The sequence below is a fragment of the Alcanivorax sp. NBRC 101098 genome (assembly GCF_001010505.1).
GTDB lineage: Bacteria > Pseudomonadota > Gammaproteobacteria > Pseudomonadales > Alcanivoracaceae > Alcanivorax > Alcanivorax borkumensis.
This window is the reverse complement of sequence record NZ_AP014613.1, coordinates 122,915-142,874: the sequence shown is the minus strand read 5'-3', so window position 1 is coordinate 142,874 and position 19,960 is coordinate 122,915. Positions and strand designations below refer to the sequence as shown.

The window sequence follows — 19,960 nt, the reverse complement described above, 5'->3', positions numbered from 1 at the left end:
CGTGAATTGCCTGAAGAGATGCCCGCTTGCGCTTTCAGCTTTGCTCTAGCCACGCATCTCCACCATTGACACTAACCGACCTAAAGGCCATTTTTTGAAACCCTTACGTCTCGCCTTCGCCGGCACCCCGGATTTCGCCGCCGCCAGCCTACAGGCCGTGCTGGATAACGGTCATCAGGTTGTGGCAGTGCTTACCCAGCCGGATCGCGCCGCCGGGCGCGGCAAGAAACTGCAGCAAAGCCCGGTCAAACAACTGGCCCATAGCCAAGGCATTACCGTACTGCAGCCGGAAAACCTCAAGGGCGAAGCCATTCACCAGCAGCTGCGTGACCTAAACCTGGATGCACTAGTAGTGGTGGCCTACGGCCTGATCATTCCTCAAGCAGTGCTGGACATGCCGCGGCTGGGCTGCCTGAATGTGCACGGCTCGCTATTGCCGCGCTGGCGCGGTGCCGCGCCCATCCAGCGGGCCATTACCGCTGGCGACACGGAAACAGGCAACACCATTATGCAAATGGAAGCCGGGCTCGATACCGGCCCCATGCTGCTGAGTGAATCACTGCCCATCGGCGATAGCGAAACCGGCGGCGAACTGCATGATCGATTGGCCGCCCAAGGCGCTCGCCTGCTAGTCACCGTGCTGCAGGACCTAGAAAAGTACCTGGCCAACGCCACGCCACAACCAGATGAAGGCATCACTTACGCCCATAAGCTAAGCAAGGCCGAAGCGCGGCTGGATTTTCGCCTGCCCACAGGCGCCCTCTACAATCGCATTCGAGCTTTCAACCCTTTCCCGGTGAGCTGGGTGCCGCTGAACGGTCAGCCCATGCGCATCTGGCGCGCCAGTGAAAGCCCACAACCGGCACAAGCAAATGATGAACCGGGCTATATTCTCAGCGTGGACGACCAAGGTATCCATGTGGCCACCGGCGATGGCAGCCTGATACTTGAAGAACTTCAATTGCCCGGCAAACGACGGATGGCGGTATCCGACCTACTACGAGGCAACCCCACCTTGTTTTCGGTAGGCGAACCGCTGGGCGATGCCATTATCAATGAATCTGGTGACCACAGTGGCAACGCCTGACCCGCGCCTGAGCGCGGTACGCGCGCTAAACCGGGTACTGCCAGGCAAGGGCGACGGCGAAAGTCTCCGCGAGGTACTGCGCGACTTCCCATTGCAAGGTAGCGACGGCGGACAAATGCGCGATATTTGCTTTGGCGTCTGCCGCCATTTGCGTCCTCTCAATCACTGGCTTAATCAACAGCTATCCAAACCCCTCAAGGGCAGCGCCCAACCGGTACGCCTAGCCTTGCTGGCGGGCCTCTACGAGCTATGGTTCAGCAACCGGCCGGCCCACGCCATCGTCAACGCCTACCCGCAGCTATGCCGAAAGCTGAAAGCCCCCTGGGCTGCGGGCCTTAGCAATGCGGTGCTGCGCAAAGCTAGCCAGATCACCCTTGAGCAAGCCGTGGCCGACGCCCCCATCAATATCCAGTTAAGCCTGCCGGACTGGCTGTTTAAACGCTGGGAAAAGGATTGGCCCAACAACGCCGACGCCATGGCCCGCGCCAACCTGCAAACGCCCCCATTTACCTTGCGAGTAAATCGGCAGCAGCAACAACGAGCTGATGCCATCGCCGCCTTGGGCGAAGGCGCCCGCGCCGGCTACATCGCCCCTTACAGCATTTACCTGCAGCCCGCCCGCCCGGTGCTCCAACTGCCCGGCTTTGAGCAGGGCGCCCTGTCCGTTCAGGACGAGGCCGCCCAGTTGCCTGCTGAATTGCTGCAAGCCCCGGCAAAGGGTCGCATCCTGGATGCCTGCGCCGCCCCCGGGGGCAAAACTGGTCAACTACGTGAGAAATTCCCAGCCGCAGATCTCTCTGCGCTGGAACTAGAAGGTAAACGGCTAGCGCGCATCCGCGAGAACCTGGCGAGGCTGGGCACCGACGTGACCCTGCTGCAGGGTGACGCCAGCGATCCGAAAACCTGGTGGGACGGCACCCCCTTTGATGCCATTTTGCTGGACGCGCCCTGCTCCGCCACTGGCATCCTGCGCCGCCAGCCAGATGTGAAGTGGCATCGCAAAGCCTCGGACATCGGTGTACTGGTTGATTTACAAGCGCGCATGCTGGATGCACTATGGCCCCTGCTCAAACCTGGCGGCATGCTGGTGTATGCCACCTGTTCGGTACTGCGAGACGAGAACGATCATCAGGTGCGTAACTTCCTGCAACGTCAGCCACAGGCTAGAGATGTGACGCCACGGCCGGAAGGGGCCACAATGGTGGACGCAGGGTGGCAACTGTTCCCGGAACAACTCGGTCCGGACGGTTTCTACTTGGCTTGCCTGCGTAAAGAATCGGGGGCCCAACTCAGTTCATGAAAATTATTATTCTCGGTGCTGGCCAAGTCGGCGGTACTCTGGCCGAAAACCTGGCCAATGAACGCAACGACATCACCGTCATCGACACCGATGATGAGCGCCTGCGCGAGCTGGGCGACCGGCTAGATATCGGCACAGTACGCGGCATGGGCTGCTACCCGGCCGTACTCAAGAATGCCGGCGCTGAAGATGCGGACATGCTCATCGCGGTGACCAACTCTGACGAGGTCAACATGATTGCCTGTCAGGTGGCCTACTCCCTATTCCGCACACCCTCCAAGATCGCCCGCATTCGTACCGCCCACTACACCAGCCGCTCGGAAAAACTGTTCAACGAAAATGCCCTGCCCATTGATGTAATCATCAGCCCCGAACAGGTGGTAACCGATTACATCAAGCGTCTGATTGAACACCCAGGTGCCCTGCAGGTAGTAAACTTTGCCGGCGGCCGAGTACAACTGGTCGCTGTGCGGGCCTATTACGGCGGCCCACTGGTGGGCAACGAATTACGCGAATTGCGCACACACATGCCCAACGTGGATACCCGCGTGGCGGCTATTTTCCGTCGTGGCCGCCCCATCATCCCGGAAGGCAACACGGTTATCGAAGCCGATGATGAAGTGTTTTTCATCGCTGCCAAAAATGATATCCGTGCCGTTATGAGTGAACTGCGTCGGTTAGAACATAACTACAAGCGCATCATTATCGCTGGCGGCGGCAATATTGGTTACCGCCTAGCCAAAACTATTCAGCATCGCTACAACGTTAAAGTCCTTGAGCGCATGCCCAAACGGGCTGAATGGCTGGGTGAAAAACTACACCAAACAGTGGTGCTGCAAGGGTTGGCCACCGACCGAGACGAACTACTCAAAGCCAACATCGAAAACACCGATGTATTCTGCGCGCTGACCAACGATGACGAAGCCAACATCATGGCCTCACTGCTGGCAAAACGACTGGGCGCTCGTAAAGTGATGACCCTGATTTCCAACCCGGCCTATGTAGATCTGGTACAAGGGCATGACATTGACATCGCCATCTCGCCTCAGCAGTCCACCATTGGTAGTCTGCTTAGCCATGTGCGCCGAGGCGATGTAGTCAATGTTTATTCCCTTCGCCGGGGCGCGGCAGAAGCCATCGAAGCGATTGCCCACGGCGACGCCAAGTCATCCAAAGTGGTGGGGCGCGCCATTGATGAAATTGACCTGCCAGAAGGCACCACCATTGGTGCCGTAGTGCGCGGCGAAAAAGTGCTGATTGCCCACGACCATGTGGTGATCGAACCGAACGATCACGTCATCCTGTTCCTGATCGATAAACGCCGAACCCGAGACGTGGAAAAACTATTCCAGGTCGGCTTTACGTTTTTTTAGGAAACGCATGCACGCAAAAACGCAAAAATGCACTACGCACAAGCAAAGCCGTGGCTTCATCAGGTTGCCGCGTGATGCGTGGTCCGTGCCGGTTTGCCAGCAGGTACCCTCATGCACTTCGCGTTAATTTCGAAAATCCTCGGTCTGCTGCTCGTCGTCTTCAGCTTTACCATGATGCCGCCAGTGGCAGTGTCATATTGGTATCAGGAAGGCAGTGAAACCCCCTTTCTAATTTCCTTTGTGATTACCCTAGCGCTTGGGTTGAGCCTTTGGCTGCCGTTCTTTCGTAATAAATCAGAGTTACAGACCCGTGACGGCTTCCTGGTGGTCACTCTTTTCTGGTCGGTACTGGGTGTAATCGGGGCACTACCGCTAATCATCAGCGATGACGTGCCGGTGGGATTCACCGATGCGGTATTCGAATCCATATCCGGCCTAACCACCACCGGCGCCACCATTCTGTCGGGAATCGATTTCCTGCCCAAATCCATTCTGTACTACCGCCAGCAGCTGCAGTGGCTCGGCGGCATGGGCGTAGTAGTATTAGCCGTAGCGATTTTGCCCATGCTTGGCATCGGCGGCATGCAGCTATACAAGGCCGAAATTCCCGGCCCCATGAAAGATACCAAACTGACCCCGCGCATTGCGGAAACCGCCAAGGCGCTTTGGTTTATCTATCTGTTCATTACCATTGCTTGCGCCGTCCTTTACTGGGCGTTTGGCATGACTGTTTTTGATGCCATCTGCCACAGCTTTAGTACCGTCGCCACCGGAGGCTTTTCCACCCACGATGCCTCCATGGCCTACTGGGATAATGCCCTTATCGATTGGACAGCCACCATTTTTATTCTTATCGGCGGGCTCAACTTCGCCTTGCACTTTGCCGTATGGCGAGGCCGGTCACTGCTGGCTTATCTACGAGACCCAGAGTTCCGCTTTTTCATCGGCTTATTCCTGATCTACACCGCCATCATTACTGTCGGCCTGCTGTTCTTTCATTATGATTTTACCGTGGATGACGCCCTGCGCCATTCCGCCTTCCAAGTAGCCTCGTTCAGTACCGGTACCGGGCTGACCAGCACCAACGCTGCAGCCTTCCCTGGGTTTATTCCCTTCTTGTTGGTATTTACCAGCTTTATTGGCGGCTGTGCCGGCTCAACCGGCGGCGGCATGAAAGCCGTACGCGCAGCGCTGGTTTACCACCACAGCATTCGCGAACTACGTCGACTCATTTACCCCAACGGCGTGTTTGCTTTGCGCTTCGGACGTCAAACGATTCCCGACAGGGTGCTCCAAGCAGTATGGGGCTTTGTGGGTGTTTATATCGCTATTTCGGTTATTTTTACCCTACTGTTTACTATGACCGGCATGGACCTAACCACTGCTGTCAGCGCCGTGGCGGCCAGCCTCAACAACCTAGGAGTGGGTATCGGCCAGGTAGGTGGCGGCTTTGCCAATATCACCGACAGCGCCAAATGGATGATGACCGTACTAATGGTCGCCGGACGGCTGGAAATCTTTACTCTACTAGTGCTATTCACGCCGATGTTCTGGAAGCAGTAACACAAACTGCAACTAATCGTAACACTACGAGCACCCACCAAAGCCTCTCCCCACCCTCTTTAGTATGCGTATACAACGCTGAACGGGCTTTCTATCGCTATAGGCTTACATAACCCTCCCTTTTTAAGCCCGATTAGTTATCTTCCGCTCTCCATTGATGCCATAAAGGAATAAAAATACATCAAGCCAAAATTAACCCGTTTTCAAACCATTCTTTTAATGCCCTTAATAACAATAACTTAAACATAAAACAGCAATAGTTTCGCTTCATCATCTCTTGCGAATACCATTCAAGTATATAAGCAAAGGGGGAGGCACTTAAAATTTATAAGTAGCGACAGTCCAAATGTGATTTGGTTTACAGAAGGTTACGTTGAATAACCTAACAACAACATTTGGAGTACAAAAATGAACAATTTCACTCGCATCATATCCATCGCCGCTATCAGCGGCATCAGCTCAATCGCCATAGCCAACACCGGTGAAGTAATTTTCAACGGGGTGGTCAGCGACACAACGTGCACGTTGGATGTCTCCCAACAAGGGATCGCCCAAGCAGATAACACCGTCACTCTGGATCCAATTACTACCGCCGAGTTCCTAGCTTCAGATACCGCCTACAAGGCAACCGGATTCTCCCTTGTTGCTACCGATGCAGGCTCTGCGACATGTAATCTGACCGGCAAAGGCGCCTCCGTACAGTGGACAGGTCAACTTTATGTCGGTCATAACATCCTGCAAAACATCGCTACTGGCGGTGCTGCCAATGTTGGCATGCAGCTGCTTGAATCTGATGGCACAACACCAGTAACCGTTAATGGCTCTCCATCGATCATTGCCGATGCTTCAGGTGCGAGTCTTGACTTCAATGTAGGCTATGCCGCCACTGACGCTACCGCAGTAACAGAAGGTCAGGTTCGCTCCATCGCCAACTACTCAATTGTTTTTAACTGAGTGAAGCACCGGGGGGAGGCCTGCCTCCTCCCCTTTACGGCGAAGGGCGTCCCAAATGGCACATCAGAAGAAGAGATATACGGTTAACTCTTTAGGGCTATTCATTCTGATTGCCTCAGCGCAAGCGGCTAATGCCGAGCAAGAGACTCAAACAACAACCCACTTCACATCTCATTTTTTTGTCAACCAGAACAATACCAACATAGACATTAGTCACCTTGAAAAGGGGCAAGGTCTGATACCGGGGATTTACCCTCTCAGCATTTCAGTTAACGGTGCTCAGGTCACAGATACAGACGTGGAAGTCATCTCTCAAGAAAACGGCACAGCACCATGCATCACTCACCCTCTCGCTGTGCAATTGGGAATCAATACCCCCTACTATTCTCGTTACACAGATATAACCATGCGCTGCATCGATATAGCTGCTGCACCAAACAGTTTCTTAACACTGAACGCCAAACGCATGAATCTTGATATACGGGTCCCACAAATTGCATTAACCACAACCCGGCAGTTGATAGAGCCAAATTTATGGAATAAGGGTATCAACAACTTTCGGATGAACTATCTGGCTTCAGGAAGCAAGCAATCAAGAGACCAACAAAGCAGTAGGTCCCAATTTTATACTGACCTCAATCTGGGTGCAGATATCAATGGCATTCACTTTCGTAGCAACCTAAATTATTCAGACTCTACCGGGCAAGAGGCTGACTGGCAGAGTAAAGAAAGCTATGCCTACACCGCAATACCCTCTTTGAGAAGCGAACTCACCGCGGGGGAAACCTTTCTTCGCAGCAATCTCATCGACGGGTTTGCCTTTACCGGAATCAGTCTAGGCACTGATCGCGCCATGCTAGAACCCCGATTTCAGGGTTATGCACCTGTCATTAGGGGCATTGCCCAGAGTAACGCCAGGGTATCAATTACGCAGAACAGCTATACCATTTATGAACAGTTTGTCCCACCGGGTGAATTTGCCATTGATGATATACCATCGCTGAGCAATGGCGACTTAACCGTCACTATTACTGAAGAAGATGGCTCGCAAAAACGCTTTGTTCAGCCCTACACCCAAATCCCGAATCTAGTCAGGCCGGGGCTATGGGAGTATGCAATTACAGCAGGCAAATATCGTAACGATAATACCGATGAGCCTTGGTTCATCAATGCTGAAATCAGCCATGGCTTGGATAACGATGTTACCTTATTTGGCGCAAGCCTAGTAAGCCAAGAGTATTCGATACACACCATGGGAGTAGGCTTCAACCTGGGCAAACTGGGTGGATTTTCTGTGGATGCGTCCAGATCATATTTCCGCCCCGACGAAATTGGAAAAGATGCGGATGGTAACAGTTACCGTTTTTTCTATGCCAAATCCCTAACCCGATCCACCAATATTCAGATTCTCGGTTATCGTTATTCTACCGAGGGGTTTCGCACCTTTAATGAAGCGGTAATCGAATCAGACGGCAGCATTATTTCGCAAAGAAAAAGTCGGGCAGAAGCCACGCTCACCCAAAGTTTAGGAAGTTATGGCTCACTATACTTCACAGGGTCTCAGGAAAAATATTGGAAAACCAAAGGGGAGAGAAATTTTCTTGTTAGCGGTTACAGCAATAATTATAAGGATATGAACTATAGCTTATCTTTCTCACACAACGAAAACCTGAACGGTAAGCGTGACAATACCGTTAGCATCAGCGCCAGCCTGCCTTTGGGTTCGAAAAACAGGCGCCCCACTTATATCAATTATCAGCAAACCCACAGCGATGCCGGGACAGACTTCAATGCAGGCATATCAGGATTACTTTCCGATGAGCGTTTCTCATACAACGTAACCAGCGGCAGAAGCAACGACGACCTTGTAGAAAGCTCAGCTCGGCTATCTTATTCCGGTCAAAGCACAGGGATCACCGCTGGCACCTCACATAGCAAGTACCATGATCTTTACTTTGCTCAGGCAGGCGGCTCGGTTCTTGTTCATAAAGGTGGGATCATTTTCGGTCGCCGACTCGGCGAAACGGCGATCATTGCAGATACTGGAGGTGTAGAAGATGTTACCTTCCAAACCGGGGCTCTCCCTATAACCACCAACAGCAAAGGGATGGCTTTACTGCCTCAAGTCCAACCCTACCGCCAGCAAGAAGTCTCCATGGATTTTTCCAAGCTTGATGCCAACCTGGAAACCAGTAATCGTAGCCACTTTATCACCCCCGAACGGGGTGCGGTGTCCCTTGCCAAGTTCAACATCTACCCAACCCAGCGGTTCCTGGTTCGTATAATGAGCGACAACGGTCAAGTCGCTCCTTTTGGCAGCCTTATTGTTGATGCTGGCGGTAACAATGTTTCCACTATTGATAGCAGCGGTTACGCGCTAATTAACCACACCCAGAATCAATCTAGTTATTTCATTCCCGGTACCGGTTGTACTTTCAGCCTGCCTGATCAAATTGAATCTGCGCCTGGCATTACGATCATTGATAAGCTGATATGTGTTACCAGCGGAGACAATTAATGAAAAAGACATTTATTTTTATCGTCGTTATCTTTATTTTTATCAGCAGCCACGCTCAAGCCGCTTTCGTGCTTGGCGGTACGCGAGTGGTCTACAACGCAGGCGACAATGACGTCACCCTCTCTGTTATGAATACCAGCTCGCTGCCCTATGCTGGGCAAGCATGGACTGATCCTTTCCATCAGGAAGCAGGAAATTCGATCCACAGCGACGCGCCGAATTTTGTTATTACCCCTCCGGTGTTTCGAGTAGAGCCAGGAGAAACCCAAAAACTACGTTTTATCCTGGCCACGCCCCCTCCAAGCGAAGAGGTGGAGTCAGTTTATTGGATCAATGTTCAGGAGATTCCACCGGAGCCTAAAAATTCCAACACGCTACAATTTGCTCAACGTATTCGGATCAAGCTTTTTTATCGGCCTGACGCACTAAATGAATTATCCGCCTCGGAGGCCCCGACATCCTTGAAAATCAGCCTCACCGAGGAAGGGGTGAGCATTAAAAACCCGGCCCCCTTTTCTGTTTCTTTTTTTTCTCCTCTACTGGAAGACAAGACGGGAAAAAAACATCCTCTAGACGAATTATTAACCTTGCTACCTGGCGAGGAATTCATTGTTAAGTGCCAACCCTGTGGTTACACCCGATTCCATTTCCAAAGTATCAATGATTTCGGTGGCATTGATGACCATGAGCCGAGGGAGGTCTCACCATGATTCGATTATTACTAGCCATCATGGGTGTTCTTTTTATGGGCTTATTTAGCCATTCGGCCAGTGCTGTCGGTTTCTGCCTGAACGGCCCCTTCGATCAGAACATCGTCTTTCAGAGATCATCAGGGTCCGTGGCCATTCCTGGCGATTCCTCTGACAGCTACTCTGTCGTCATTGAAGAAACATCAACCTATACCGGCTGTATTTCCGTTGGCGTCATCCCCACTATTTATAGTGAAATCAACTCCCCTTTCACCAATACAGGAAATTTCCCACCGCCTTCAAGCGTATCGTTACCTGCTGGATTTAGCAGTCAAACCGCCTCGCGGTTACAAGTTTCCTCTGGAATACATCTACAAACTTTTTACGCCATCGAAAAAGGTCCATTTACTCGCTATTGCGGACTCAATGGTAACGTTTGCTCTGGAGCGCTATTGAGCCTTGATGTTCTCTCCTCGATAACATTTCATACTTATACTGTTATCACATTCGGCACCATGAACAGTTTTATCGGTAGCAGCATCAGCCAATCAGGAGGGATTGGTCGAATGGAGATCAACACCGGCCTTTTGGGGAGAATCAATGTGGATATTTCCGCCACCATCAACTATATATTCACTCGTTCAAGCTGTGATCTTGCTACGCCCTCACAAACCGTCACGCTGGACCCAGCAATGGCTTCCTCGCTAACACCCGGAAGCTATGTATCCGCTACGCCTTTTGATATTCAGCTTGTTAACTGTGTGCCACCTCGATCACTCTCAGATTCAGGAAACAGCTTTTCCGGTTCACTAATCCGTGTTGCCTTTCTACCCGCTTCTGGTCAGCTGGTTGCAGGTTCCACCACTGACCTTCGACCCCTTGATCAAGGCATGCCCGGCGTTGCAGAAGGTGTCGCTTTTCAACTCAGGCAGCGCAATACCGCTACCCCTGTCACACTGGATGGACAAACCACGCTTACTGCCCCCCTTGGGACACGCAACCCTGCTGATACGACTGAAACCTTCGAGCTGGAAGCCGGCCTAGTTAAAGTTAATGGTGAAACGGTGACTGCTGGCAATGTATCTAGTGCCGTCACCTTCGAAGTCGAATACCGCTGACCCGAATCTTTCGGCTTCTCAAAATAAAAAAGCCTCGGCATAGTCGAGGCTTTTTTATTCAGCATTGATAAAGAACAGTTATCCGCATTAAGCGATATTGTTCACTCGCTTGCCATCGCGGAACAGTTGATCCAATTCACCCTCGTAATACGCTTCTACTCGAGGATTCATCACCTTTCTCCACAGTGGCGGTATCAAGGCCAACACATACATGGTGGCGTAACCTGCCGGCAACTGCGGACTTTCTTCATAATGGCGCAAGACCTGATAACGACGCTTGGCGTAAGCATGGTGGTCACTGTGGCGCTGTAGTTGAAACAGGGCCAAGTTAGTTAACAAGAAGTTGGAGTTCCAGCTATGTGCAGGTGTCACCCGCTCGAAACGCCCCTTGTCATTCACACGGCGATGCAAACCGTAGTGTTCAATGTAGTTAATGATCTCTAAGGCTAGGGCGGCAAAGAAACTCTGCCCCAGAAAGAACACCACCCCCTGCCAACCCCAAAGCAGTCCGAATGTGGCCGCGAACAACGCAGAAATGCTGTACCACCAGATAAGTTCATTATGAACACTAATGTTCTTCTTCCCTTTACGCTCCAGGTATTTTTTTTCCAGACTCCAGGCGTTAATGAAGTTATGTACAAACGCCTTGGGAAGAAAGTTATACAGACTTTGGTTATAACGGCTGGACGATGCGTCATCCGGGGTAGATACGTGGACGTGATGACCCCGCACATGCTCCACCTTGAAACCCGCATAGGTGACGCTAGACAGCAACAAACCACCCATCCAATTTTCCACTTTGGGATCTTTGTGGATCAACTCATGCCCCAAATTGATTGCGATAATGCCACCTACGGTGCCAATAGAGACAATCCAACCGATTTTGCCCAGCAGACCGTAGCCATTGTTCATGAAAATATGACCAGCGTAGAACAATACCGCGATCCATACGAAGCCCATGGCGATTGCAGAGACCCGGTAAAAAACTTCCTCACTCATAGTGGGAACCTGCACATCTTCACTGGGATTAGTCGGATCTTTACCCACCAAATAATCCAGTACCGGGATAATCCCGAAGATGAAGGCATACATAAACCAGGCCCAATAATCCTGCGTGCCACTTTCCACCCCCACGAAGGCAGAAAAAGGAACAAGCGGCACCATAATTGCCCAAAAAGCCAGGTAGCCATATTTTTTCATTTTTAGCATTACATCAGGATTCGTATTCTCGAACATGGCTCACACCTCGCTAGTTCAAGCCAAACAGTCACAGTCATCAATGTCACGGTGAGACTACCCATGAGTTCATGAATTGTCAAACAACTCAATTAATGAGATATTAGGCCCATGATGGATAATGGCCCAAATTAGACAAGGCCCCAGTAAGGACCCCACCATGTCGCTACAAGCCGTGAGCCTCAGTGAACAAATCGCCCGACATCTAAGCGAACAGATCATTACCGGCGAACTCGCCCCCGGCAGCCGGTTGCCGGAAAATGATCTTGCCAAGCAACTGGATGTGAGCACCAACTCACTCAGGGAAGCCTTTCGGCTCTTGGAAAAGCAGCACATAATTGAGCTTCAACCGCGCAAAGGCGCACGTGTTTGTGAGGTCACCGACAAGCAGGTACGCGATCTTTACGATTTCCTGTTTATGCTACTGTCAGGGCTCGCCGGGCAGGCCGCCGCCCGTTGGCAACCCGGCGATATCGAAGATTTAGTGGAAATGCTGCCACAGCTTGAGCAGCACTTTATGAATAACGATATGCGCTCTGCACATAAGCTAGCTTTCCATTTTGTGGAAATCGCCACCCGGCGCTTCGCCCATAACCGCTATTTGGCCAGCAACATTCTGAACCTCATCCCCCTCCTTAAACGCTATTCCTTTATCGCTCTGCAGGAAGATATCTCGGAATTCGATGTATCACTCCAGATTTTCAAGCGCCTGCAAGTCAATGTCGTCAGCCGCAACGTGGCCGATGCTGAAGCGGATATCCGCGAATACGGCGAGAATCAATGTCAAATCGTTCTGCGCGCCATTGCCAAACGCAATGTGGCTTAGCAAAGAAGCTAAAGGGTTAACCTTACGACGCCACGCATACAACGATTAAATAGCACCTTGTTTTCCTGGTGCCTCAGGCGCACTTCCCCCCTCGCTGATACCGACGCCGTAGACGGCATTCTGCTAACGGCGGAGGAAGGGTATAGACCTTAACCCATACAGCATTAACACTGGCCTAGGTGACGAAACGGCTGCTGTTCCTCCAACTCAAAAGCCAACTCAATCAGAGTACGCTCATCACCAAGACGCCCATTCAGTTGTACTCCAATAGGCAGCCCATTTTCTGCTTTTCCAAGGGGGAGAGAGAGGCCCGGACTACCCGACGCGTTATTGGCAGGAGTGAAGGTAGAGTAGCGAAGTAGCCGTTCAAGCTGAGTGTCAAAATCCACATCAGCGCCAAGATACCCCAGTTCAGGGGTAGTATGGGCGAGCACAGGAGTAAGAACGACATCGTATTGGCTAAATACTTGGGCATAGTGGGCCTGGCTTTGTTTGAGTTGACGCAACATGCCGGGGGTCCTCACAAAGCGCTGTCGGTAATAGCGGGCCAGTCCCTGTGAGAGCGGGTCCAATTGCTTGCTATCGAACCCTTGGAAAAACAGGACCCGCCCGAATTTGCTCACAAAAAAAGCCAGCATGGCCCAGTAGAGCAAGAAATCATCCACGAAACGCCGCGGCAGATCGATATGGGCCACATCCACATGATGGCCCAGCCCAGCCAGCCGTTTACCCGTCGCCTCTACCGCTGCACGAGTCTGCGGGCACGTGGCGTCGCCGGCGATAGAATCCACCATCAGGCCAATACGTAGACGTTGCTTGCCAGGGCGACGAACGTGGCCGATAGGCGGCAGTTTGCGGTTACGGTAGTACTTTTCGGCTTCCGCAAAGAAATTGGCGGTGTCGCGCACGGTGCGACTGAGTACGCCATCACTGATGATATTGATTGGCAAGGCTTTGCCAGCTTCCTGAGTAACCAAGCGACCACGAGTACTTTTCAAGCCCACCAAGCCGCAGGCAGCGGCGGGGATGCGAATAGAGCCCCCACCATCGTTACCGTGGGCAATGGGCACAGCTCCAGCTGCCACTAAGGCTGCGCTGCCACCAGAGGAGCCGCCAGCAGAATACTTAAGGTGCCAAGGGTTACGAGTGGAGGAACCCTGGGCCCACTCCGTGGACGCAGTGAAACCAAAAGCCGGCAGGGTGGTTTTGCCTAGTATATTAAAACCTTGGGCCAGATATTGTTTGGCCAGCACGCTGGTTTTCTTCATGGGTTTAGCCCCAACCGCAGCACTGCCATGACCTGTAGGCAGCCCAGCCAAATCGATATTGTCTTTAATTAAGCTGGGAACACCGGAGAAAAAACCATTAAAGCCGCCTTCATTCGCTCTATCTCGGGCGTCGATGAATGTTTCCAAAGCCAAACCATTAATGGCAGGGTTAACCCGTTGCAAGCGGGCAATGGCGGCCTCCGTAACATCTTTAGTTGTGATGTGGCCTTTGCGCAAGCGTTCTGCCAAGGCCGTGGCGTCATCCGTGCCTAGGGCGTCATCACTAAAAGCATGCAGACGGTATTGGCTCATAGGGCTCTCGCGTGTTGAAAATACTATTGGTACGAATGTACCTTTTTGAGGCAAAGACGACGGTGGCTGATTGGGCCAATCAGGCCTCTAATCACCCTCGGGCGCGTTCTACTCGTTTGTGCTGGGCAAGCAAATGGCGAGCCAGTGTTGTTAGCTCGGCAATGCTGCGAACCACAGCGTCAGGGCGATGGGGGTGTTTAACTGTATGTGGAAAGATCTTATCCAGCCATGCTTGATCCCAGTTAGCCCCATTATAGAAAACGGAAGTCACCCCAGCTTCCTTGGCCGCAATAACATCCGTGGTGCTGTCGCCTACATACCAGCAGCTTTCCGCGGGCGGTTTATCGAGGATTTTCATGGCTTCATATAGCATCTGAGGTGAAGGCTTACGCTCTTCGACATCGCTGCCGCATACCACCACATCAAACAGATCTTCCCAGCCGCTGCCGTCCACTAGAGCCAGTTCGTGTTCCAAAAATTCGCGTTTACGGTTGGAAATCAGGCCGAGCCGTATATTCAGCTGGCGAAGATGCTCAAGTTGCTCGCGAGTGTCCGGTTCTAGGGGGTGAACCTCTGCTACATATTTGCGATAGGCTTGATCAAAAACCCGGTGGGCACGCTCTTTAGCTTCCTGATCACTACCGAATAGCACTTCAAAAATGTCGGTGCGGGATATTTTTCGCTGGGAAACAATTTTGGGATGAAGTCGACGATGATCTTTAACGTAAATCAATAGCTTGGCATCTTCGATGGTCTTAGAGTCATCCGGATCCAGTAGCCGATTCCAAAGGTCAATTTCATGCAACTGAGGAAGAATATCATCTACCGCGTGATACATGGCGTCGTGGGTATCCACTAGGGTGGCATGCCAGTCAATGAGGATAACATCAGGGCGGGCATGGGGAAGTTGCAGAATGCTCATGATGACCTTGAATGTGAGAAGTGCGTGATTGTTGCTTATTTCCTTGTTGCTGTTTTGCCATGGCGTAGCGGTCTACTGCATCTAGACATCAACGTAGGGGGTAAAGTTGCCACTCTACGTGAGATGTCAGATGGCCAGGAAGCGACGTTTCTTTTCTTTTGATTTCAAACAGAAAACCACCAGGTTGATGCCCCATTCAGGCTACACCGTTCTCCACACCACTGCATCGTTGGAGGGGAACATCGAGCGCGCTACGATTATCTGGCATGAGAGAACGGCATTCTGTCGAAAAGCATTACCGCTCTGTTGGTATCAGGCAATCTGTAGCGTACGTATTGGAAGCCCCTTAACCAGCTTTCAACAGCCCGCTATATATGAACCGCGGCGTTTGAGCTATTCGATTGCGGTGCTTACTCTCTACGCACAACGAGTCGTGGATTAGACTATGCCCAACAGTCCAAACCCAAACCTGATCATGAAGGCTCTGGGGCATACTTATGGACAACGATGCAAACCTTGAAACTCCATAGCTCTTAAATCAAGACAGCCAGTTTGCCGTCGGTAAGTTCCAGCAACGGTTGTGGCTCTATCAGGTGAATGGCCACAATCAGTACGACCCTCACTCCTTCAACGCCCCATCTTCTCAACCAAAAAATCCACACACTGACGCACCTTCGGCGACAAATGCCGGTGGCGAGGGTAAACAACCCACACAGCGGTATGCGTGCAGGCGTACTGATCTAACACCGACACCAACTGACCACGCGCCAAGTCTTCCCCCACATAATAATCGGGTAATTGTGCCAGCCCGATGCCCTTGCGAGCCGCATCCAGCAAGGCGGCCCCAGAATTGCCTTTCCAGTTTCCCTGGACCTTGCTGTGGCGATGCTGGCCGTCCACATCAAAGGTCCACTGCTCCGACGAGCCCTGCAGACAATTATGGCCGCTTAACTCCCCCAACGTATGTGGGCGAGCATGGCGAGAAAAATAGCCCGGCGAGCCCACCACATATTCCCGTCGCGGGCAGAGCTTACGCGCAATCAGGGAGGAATCCGGCAAGGCCCCGGTGCGAATGGCTACATCGAAACCTTCATCCACGATGTCCACCCGCCGGTTGGTGAAATCCAGCTGCACGGATAATTGCGGGTGACGCGCCAGAAAGTCGTTCACCAGCGGCGCGATGAAACGCTCGCCAAAAGTGGTGGCGCAGGTCAGCCGCAACACCCCGGTGGGCTGTTGCTGGAAATCACTGATCGCATTCAGCGCCTCCTGAAACCCATCAAACAATTGGCAGCAATGCTCGAAATAGACCGTGCCCGCATCCGTGAGCGTTAACCGCCGGGTGGTGCGATACAAAAGCTGCGTCCCCAGCTGGGTTTCCAGCCGCGCCACCAACCGGCTCACATGGGAGCTGGACACGCCCAAGTGCCGGGCGGCCCGTGCAAATGAACCACCACGCACCACCTCCACAAAGGCCTCAATCCGGTCCCAATGCTGCATTGTTGCTCCTGAGCAATAATCTATTGCTGAATTGTGCCTTATTTCCCTATTGCATACCCAGTAGACTCAATGCTCGTTTAATTATGATCTGGAGACAGGGTATGAAATCGCGCGCCGCCGTGGCCTGGGAAGCAGGTAAACCTTTGGTTATCGAAGAAGTCGATGTGGCCGGCCCCAAGGCCGGCGAAGTGCTGGTACAGATCGTCGCCACCGGCGTCTGCCACACCGATGCCTACACCCTGTCCGGGAAAGATCCGGAAGGTCTATTCCCCTCCATCTTCGGCCATGAAGGCGCCGGCATCGTCCAGGAAGTGGGCGAAGGCGTCACCAGCCTGAAACCCGGTGACCATGTAATTCCGCTCTACACCGCCGAATGTCGCAAGTGTAAATTCTGCCTCAGCGGCAAGACCAACCTGTGCCAGGCCGTGCGTGCCACCCAAGGCAAGGGCCTAATGCCCGATAGCACCAGCCGCTTCTCCCTGAACGGCAAACTGCTGCACCATTACATGGGCACCAGCACCTTTTCTGAATACACCGTGGTGCCGGAAATTTCCCTAGCCAAGGTGAGCAAAGAAGCCCCGCTGGATAAAATCTGCCTGCTCGGCTGCGGGGTCACCACCGGTATTGGTGCCGTTCTTAATACCGCCAAGGTAGAAGCCGGCTCCACCGTGGCCGTATTCGGGCTCGGCGGCATCGGCCTGTCGGTGATTCAAGGCGCGGTGATGGCCAAGGCAGAGCGTATTATTGCCATCGACACCAACCCGGGCAAAGAAACCCTGGCGCGGCAATTTGGCGCCACCGACTTCATCAATCCCAAGGATTACAACGACTCTATTCAAGAAGTGATTGTCGAGCTCACCGACGGTGGCGTGGACTATTCCTTCGAGTGCATCGGCAATGTCAACGTGATGCGGTCTGCTCTGGAGTGCTGCCACAAAGGGTGGGGTGAATCCATTATTATTGGCGTAGCCGGTGCCGGTGAAGAAATCTCCACTCGCCCGTTCCAGCTGGTAACCGGTCGAGTCTGGAAAGGCTCTGCCTTCGGCGGCGTTAAAGGCCGCACAGAGCTGCCCGGTTATGTGGATCGTTACATGAAAGGCGAAATCAAGATTGATGAATTCGTTACCCACACCATGGGCCTGGAAGACATCAATACCGCCTTCGACCTACTTCACGAAGGCAAGAGCATTCGGTCCGTCATTCTTTTCTAGCCTTTACTGTGGCAGCCAGCCTGCTGGTGAAAATCGCTTGCAGGCGAGCTTCCACTACCGTTTTAGAGGGGTTGCCTCATGTCCGATATCGAACTGGTTTCTGCCACTAAATCCTTTGGTGGCTGGTTGAAACGCTATAAACATCACAGCCAGGCACTCAACTGCGAAATGATCTTTGCCCTCTACCTGCCTCCGGCAGCGGAGGGCAATGATGTGCCGCTACTGTGGTGGCTGTCCGGGCTAACCTGCACCGATGAAAATTTCATGCAGAAAGCCGGCGCTCACAGAACTGCAGCCGAACTAGGGCTGGCCATTGTTTGTCCGGATACCAGCCCGCGGGGCACAGACCTACCCGGTGAACACGACAGCTACGACTTTGGTTCCGGTGCCGGCTTCTATGTAAATGCCACCCAGTCGCCCTGGTGCCAGCACTACCGCATGTACGATTATGTAACGGAAGAATTGCCCGCGCTGGTTCAGGAACATTTCCCCCTCAACGGCAAGCAGGCCATCAGTGGTCATTCCATGGGCGGCCACGGCGCCCTGGTCTGTGCGCTGAAGAACCCTGGCCGCTACACCTCAGTGTCGGCCTTTGCCCCGATCTGCAACCCCAGCCAATGCCCATGGGGCGAAAAAGCCCTAGGCGGCTATTTGGGTGAAGACAAGGAACGCTGGAAAGCGTGGGATAGCTGCGAGCTACTCAAACGCAGCGGCAGCCCGCTGCCGCTAATGGTAGATCAAGGAGACGCGGATAATTTCTACCGCGACGGCCAGCTTCGCCCGGAAGCATTAAGCGTCGCCTGCGAAGAAGCTGGCGTACCAATCACCCTACGCATGCAGCCCGGTTACGATCACTCCTATTTCTTTATCGCCAGCTTTATTGATGATCACCTCAGGTACCACTTTTATCACTTGAGCCAGTAAAGTCCGGCAAGGCGTGTTGCAACCACAACATTCATGGCTTGTATGCCTCCCCCACCTGCTTGCGGGTACGCGCCGGCGTCGTACCCGTCCAGCGCCGGTAGGCACGACTGAAAGCACTGTGTTCGGAAAACCCCAACAACAGGGCAATATTCCCCAAGGTCAGCGACCGGTCTGCCAGGTAATGGCGCGCCAACTGCTCGCGAGTACGATCCAGCAACTCTCGCCAGGTTAATTGCCTCTGCGTAAGGCGCCGCTGCAGCGTCCGCACAGACATATGCAGCTCAGCGGCCAGCCGCGGCAAGGTCACTGCCGCTTCCGGCATTAACCTCACCATGGCGTGTTGCAGTGCCCGATCAAAACTATCGGACCCCGGCAACGCCGACAGCATGGCCTGGGCTTGCCGGTCCAGCAGGCTACGCATGCTCGGGTCGCTGTGCGGCAAGGCAATGGCGAGAAAATGCACAGGAAAGGCCACGCAAGTATGTGCCTGTTCAAAAACCACTTCACAACCAAAGAAAGCCTCATACGCTGCCCGAACCGGCGCCGCGGGGGCGGCAAAGGCGAACGCTACCTGGGCCGGCACCGGGGGGGCGTCCACTTGCCGGCGTAGAAAGCTGATCAACGCCGCTATGGCGACGCTATCCGCCAGCTCCCCAGTGGTATTTTCGCCGGGCCAACGCACCAATATCTGATCGCCTTCCCCCACCACCTCCACCATGTCCTGGCCATAGAACAGGGTTTCATAGCGCTGGTAGGCGAGCATGGCCTCGCCCAAGGTCCGGCAGGTGAGAATCAGATATCCCAACATACCCACATGACGGGGCTGAATTAGGGCGCCAATTTCCAGCCCTGGCGCCAGCCGCTCCGGGCGCAACGCCACCGCCTGCTGCAATAAATCCCGCCATAACGGCAGCGGCACCAAATCCGCAGGGGATCGGCTGTCCAGCACGGCTCGCAATGTCGGAGCCGGCAGGTTTTCTCGATCAAGCCAGTCCGTGAGCAGTTGCACCCAAGCACCAGTAACGCGCATGGCGGTGGCCATGGGATCTCCTTATCGACAACGTTGCCCTATTGGCACCAATTGTCAAAAATAAGGCACAGATCGTCAATACAGGAAGGCGTACTTGTCGCACACTGCTAGCTCTACCACGCTCCTCAC

General features: G+C 53.1%; 16 protein-coding genes. 11 read left to right on the top strand and 5 right to left on the bottom strand.

All coding sequences use genetic code 11. The features are described 5' to 3' along the window. Positions 1-94 precede the first annotated feature (94 nt). The 8 genes from fmt to AS19_RS00615 all read left to right on the top strand — a co-directional run bounded on the left by fmt (position 95) and on the right by AS19_RS00615 (position 10,602). Entirely contained in the window at positions 95-1,087 is a 993-nt protein-coding gene (gene fmt / locus AS19_RS00650; RefSeq protein ID WP_011587428.1) for a methionyl-tRNA formyltransferase, read from the top strand. Further along, a complete protein-coding gene (rsmB, locus tag AS19_RS00645; RefSeq protein WP_046961609.1) occupies positions 1,056-2,387 on the top strand; it encodes a 16S rRNA (cytosine(967)-C(5))-methyltransferase RsmB in 1,332 nt (443 codons plus the stop codon). Before fmt ends, rsmB begins: the two co-directional genes overlap by 32 nt. Then, positions 2,384-3,760: a Trk system potassium transporter TrkA gene (gene trkA / locus AS19_RS00640; protein ID WP_011587426.1), complete on the top strand. Its 1,377-nt coding sequence runs from the start codon at positions 2,384-2,386 to the stop codon at positions 3,758-3,760. The genes rsmB and trkA overlap by 4 nt, the downstream gene beginning before the upstream one ends. 111 nt (positions 3,761-3,871) lie before the next feature. Next, positions 3,872-5,323, top strand: a complete 1,452-nt coding sequence (locus tag AS19_RS00635; RefSeq protein WP_011587425.1) for a TrkH family potassium uptake protein — start codon at positions 3,872-3,874, stop codon at positions 5,321-5,323. A 408-nt stretch (positions 5,324-5,731) separates the two neighbouring features. Continuing rightward, positions 5,732-6,277: a fimbrial protein gene (locus tag AS19_RS00630; RefSeq protein ID WP_011587424.1), complete on the top strand. Its 546-nt coding sequence runs from the start codon at positions 5,732-5,734 to the stop codon at positions 6,275-6,277. Between the two features lie 55 nt (positions 6,278-6,332). Next, entirely contained in the window at positions 6,333-8,795 is a 2,463-nt protein-coding gene (locus AS19_RS00625; RefSeq protein ID WP_011587423.1) for a fimbria/pilus outer membrane usher protein, read from the top strand. Beyond that, positions 8,795-9,505 carry a molecular chaperone gene (locus AS19_RS00620; RefSeq protein WP_052753734.1) on the top strand — a complete coding sequence of 237 codons (711 nt, stop codon included), beginning with the start codon at positions 8,795-8,797 and terminating at the stop codon, positions 9,503-9,505. The genes AS19_RS00625 and AS19_RS00620 overlap by 1 nt, the downstream gene beginning before the upstream one ends. Continuing rightward, a complete protein-coding gene (locus tag AS19_RS00615) occupies positions 9,502-10,602 on the top strand; it encodes a fimbrial protein (RefSeq protein WP_011587421.1) in 1,101 nt (366 codons plus the stop codon). Before AS19_RS00620 ends, AS19_RS00615 begins: the two co-directional genes overlap by 4 nt. Positions 10,603-10,689: 87 nt before the next feature. Here the strand turns inward: AS19_RS00615 and AS19_RS00610 are convergent, their stop codons facing one another. Further along, positions 10,690-11,838, bottom strand: a complete 1,149-nt coding sequence (locus tag AS19_RS00610; RefSeq protein ID WP_011587420.1) for an alkane 1-monooxygenase — start codon at positions 11,836-11,838, stop codon at positions 10,690-10,692. Between the two features lie 160 nt (positions 11,839-11,998). Here AS19_RS00610 and AS19_RS00605 point away from each other — a divergent pair, with 160 nt between their 5' ends. Further along, on the top strand, positions 11,999-12,664 hold the full coding sequence (locus tag AS19_RS00605) for a GntR family transcriptional regulator (RefSeq protein WP_035461551.1): 666 nt from the start codon (positions 11,999-12,001) through the stop codon (positions 12,662-12,664). Positions 12,665-12,828: 164 nt separating this feature from the next. Here the strand turns inward: AS19_RS00605 and AS19_RS00600 are convergent, their stop codons facing one another. From AS19_RS00600 to AS19_RS00590, 3 genes are all read right to left on the bottom strand, one after another. Further along, the gene (locus AS19_RS00600) at positions 12,829-14,244 is read right to left on the bottom strand and encodes an amidase (RefSeq protein ID WP_046961608.1); all 1,416 of its coding nucleotides are present in this window, start codon (positions 14,242-14,244) and stop codon (positions 12,829-12,831) included. A 91-nt stretch (positions 14,245-14,335) separates the two neighbouring features. Next, a complete protein-coding gene (locus AS19_RS00595; RefSeq protein WP_011587417.1) occupies positions 14,336-15,166 on the bottom strand; it encodes an HAD family hydrolase in 831 nt (276 codons plus the stop codon). Between the two features lie 627 nt (positions 15,167-15,793). Further along, positions 15,794-16,666 carry a LysR family transcriptional regulator gene (locus AS19_RS00590; protein WP_011587416.1) on the bottom strand — a complete coding sequence of 291 codons (873 nt, stop codon included), beginning with the start codon at positions 16,664-16,666 and terminating at the stop codon, positions 15,794-15,796. Positions 16,667-16,767: 101 nt separating this feature from the next. On the opposite strand from AS19_RS00590, the gene AS19_RS00585 reads away from it, so the two are divergent. Then, positions 16,768-17,877 (top strand): S-(hydroxymethyl)glutathione dehydrogenase/class III alcohol dehydrogenase, encoded by a 1,110-nt coding sequence (locus AS19_RS00585; RefSeq protein ID WP_035461558.1) that lies wholly within the window; start codon positions 16,768-16,770, stop codon positions 17,875-17,877. 78 nt (positions 17,878-17,955) lie between these two features. Then, positions 17,956-18,801, top strand: coding sequence for an S-formylglutathione hydrolase (gene fghA / locus AS19_RS00580; protein ID WP_046961607.1), 846 nt, complete (start codon positions 17,956-17,958; stop codon positions 18,799-18,801). Between the two features lie 31 nt (positions 18,802-18,832). Here the strand turns inward: fghA and AS19_RS00575 are convergent, their stop codons facing one another. Then, complete coding sequence (locus AS19_RS00575) at positions 18,833-19,843, bottom strand: AraC family transcriptional regulator (protein ID WP_046961606.1); 1,011 nt, start codon at positions 19,841-19,843, stop codon at positions 18,833-18,835. Positions 19,844-19,960: the final 117 nt, after the last annotated feature.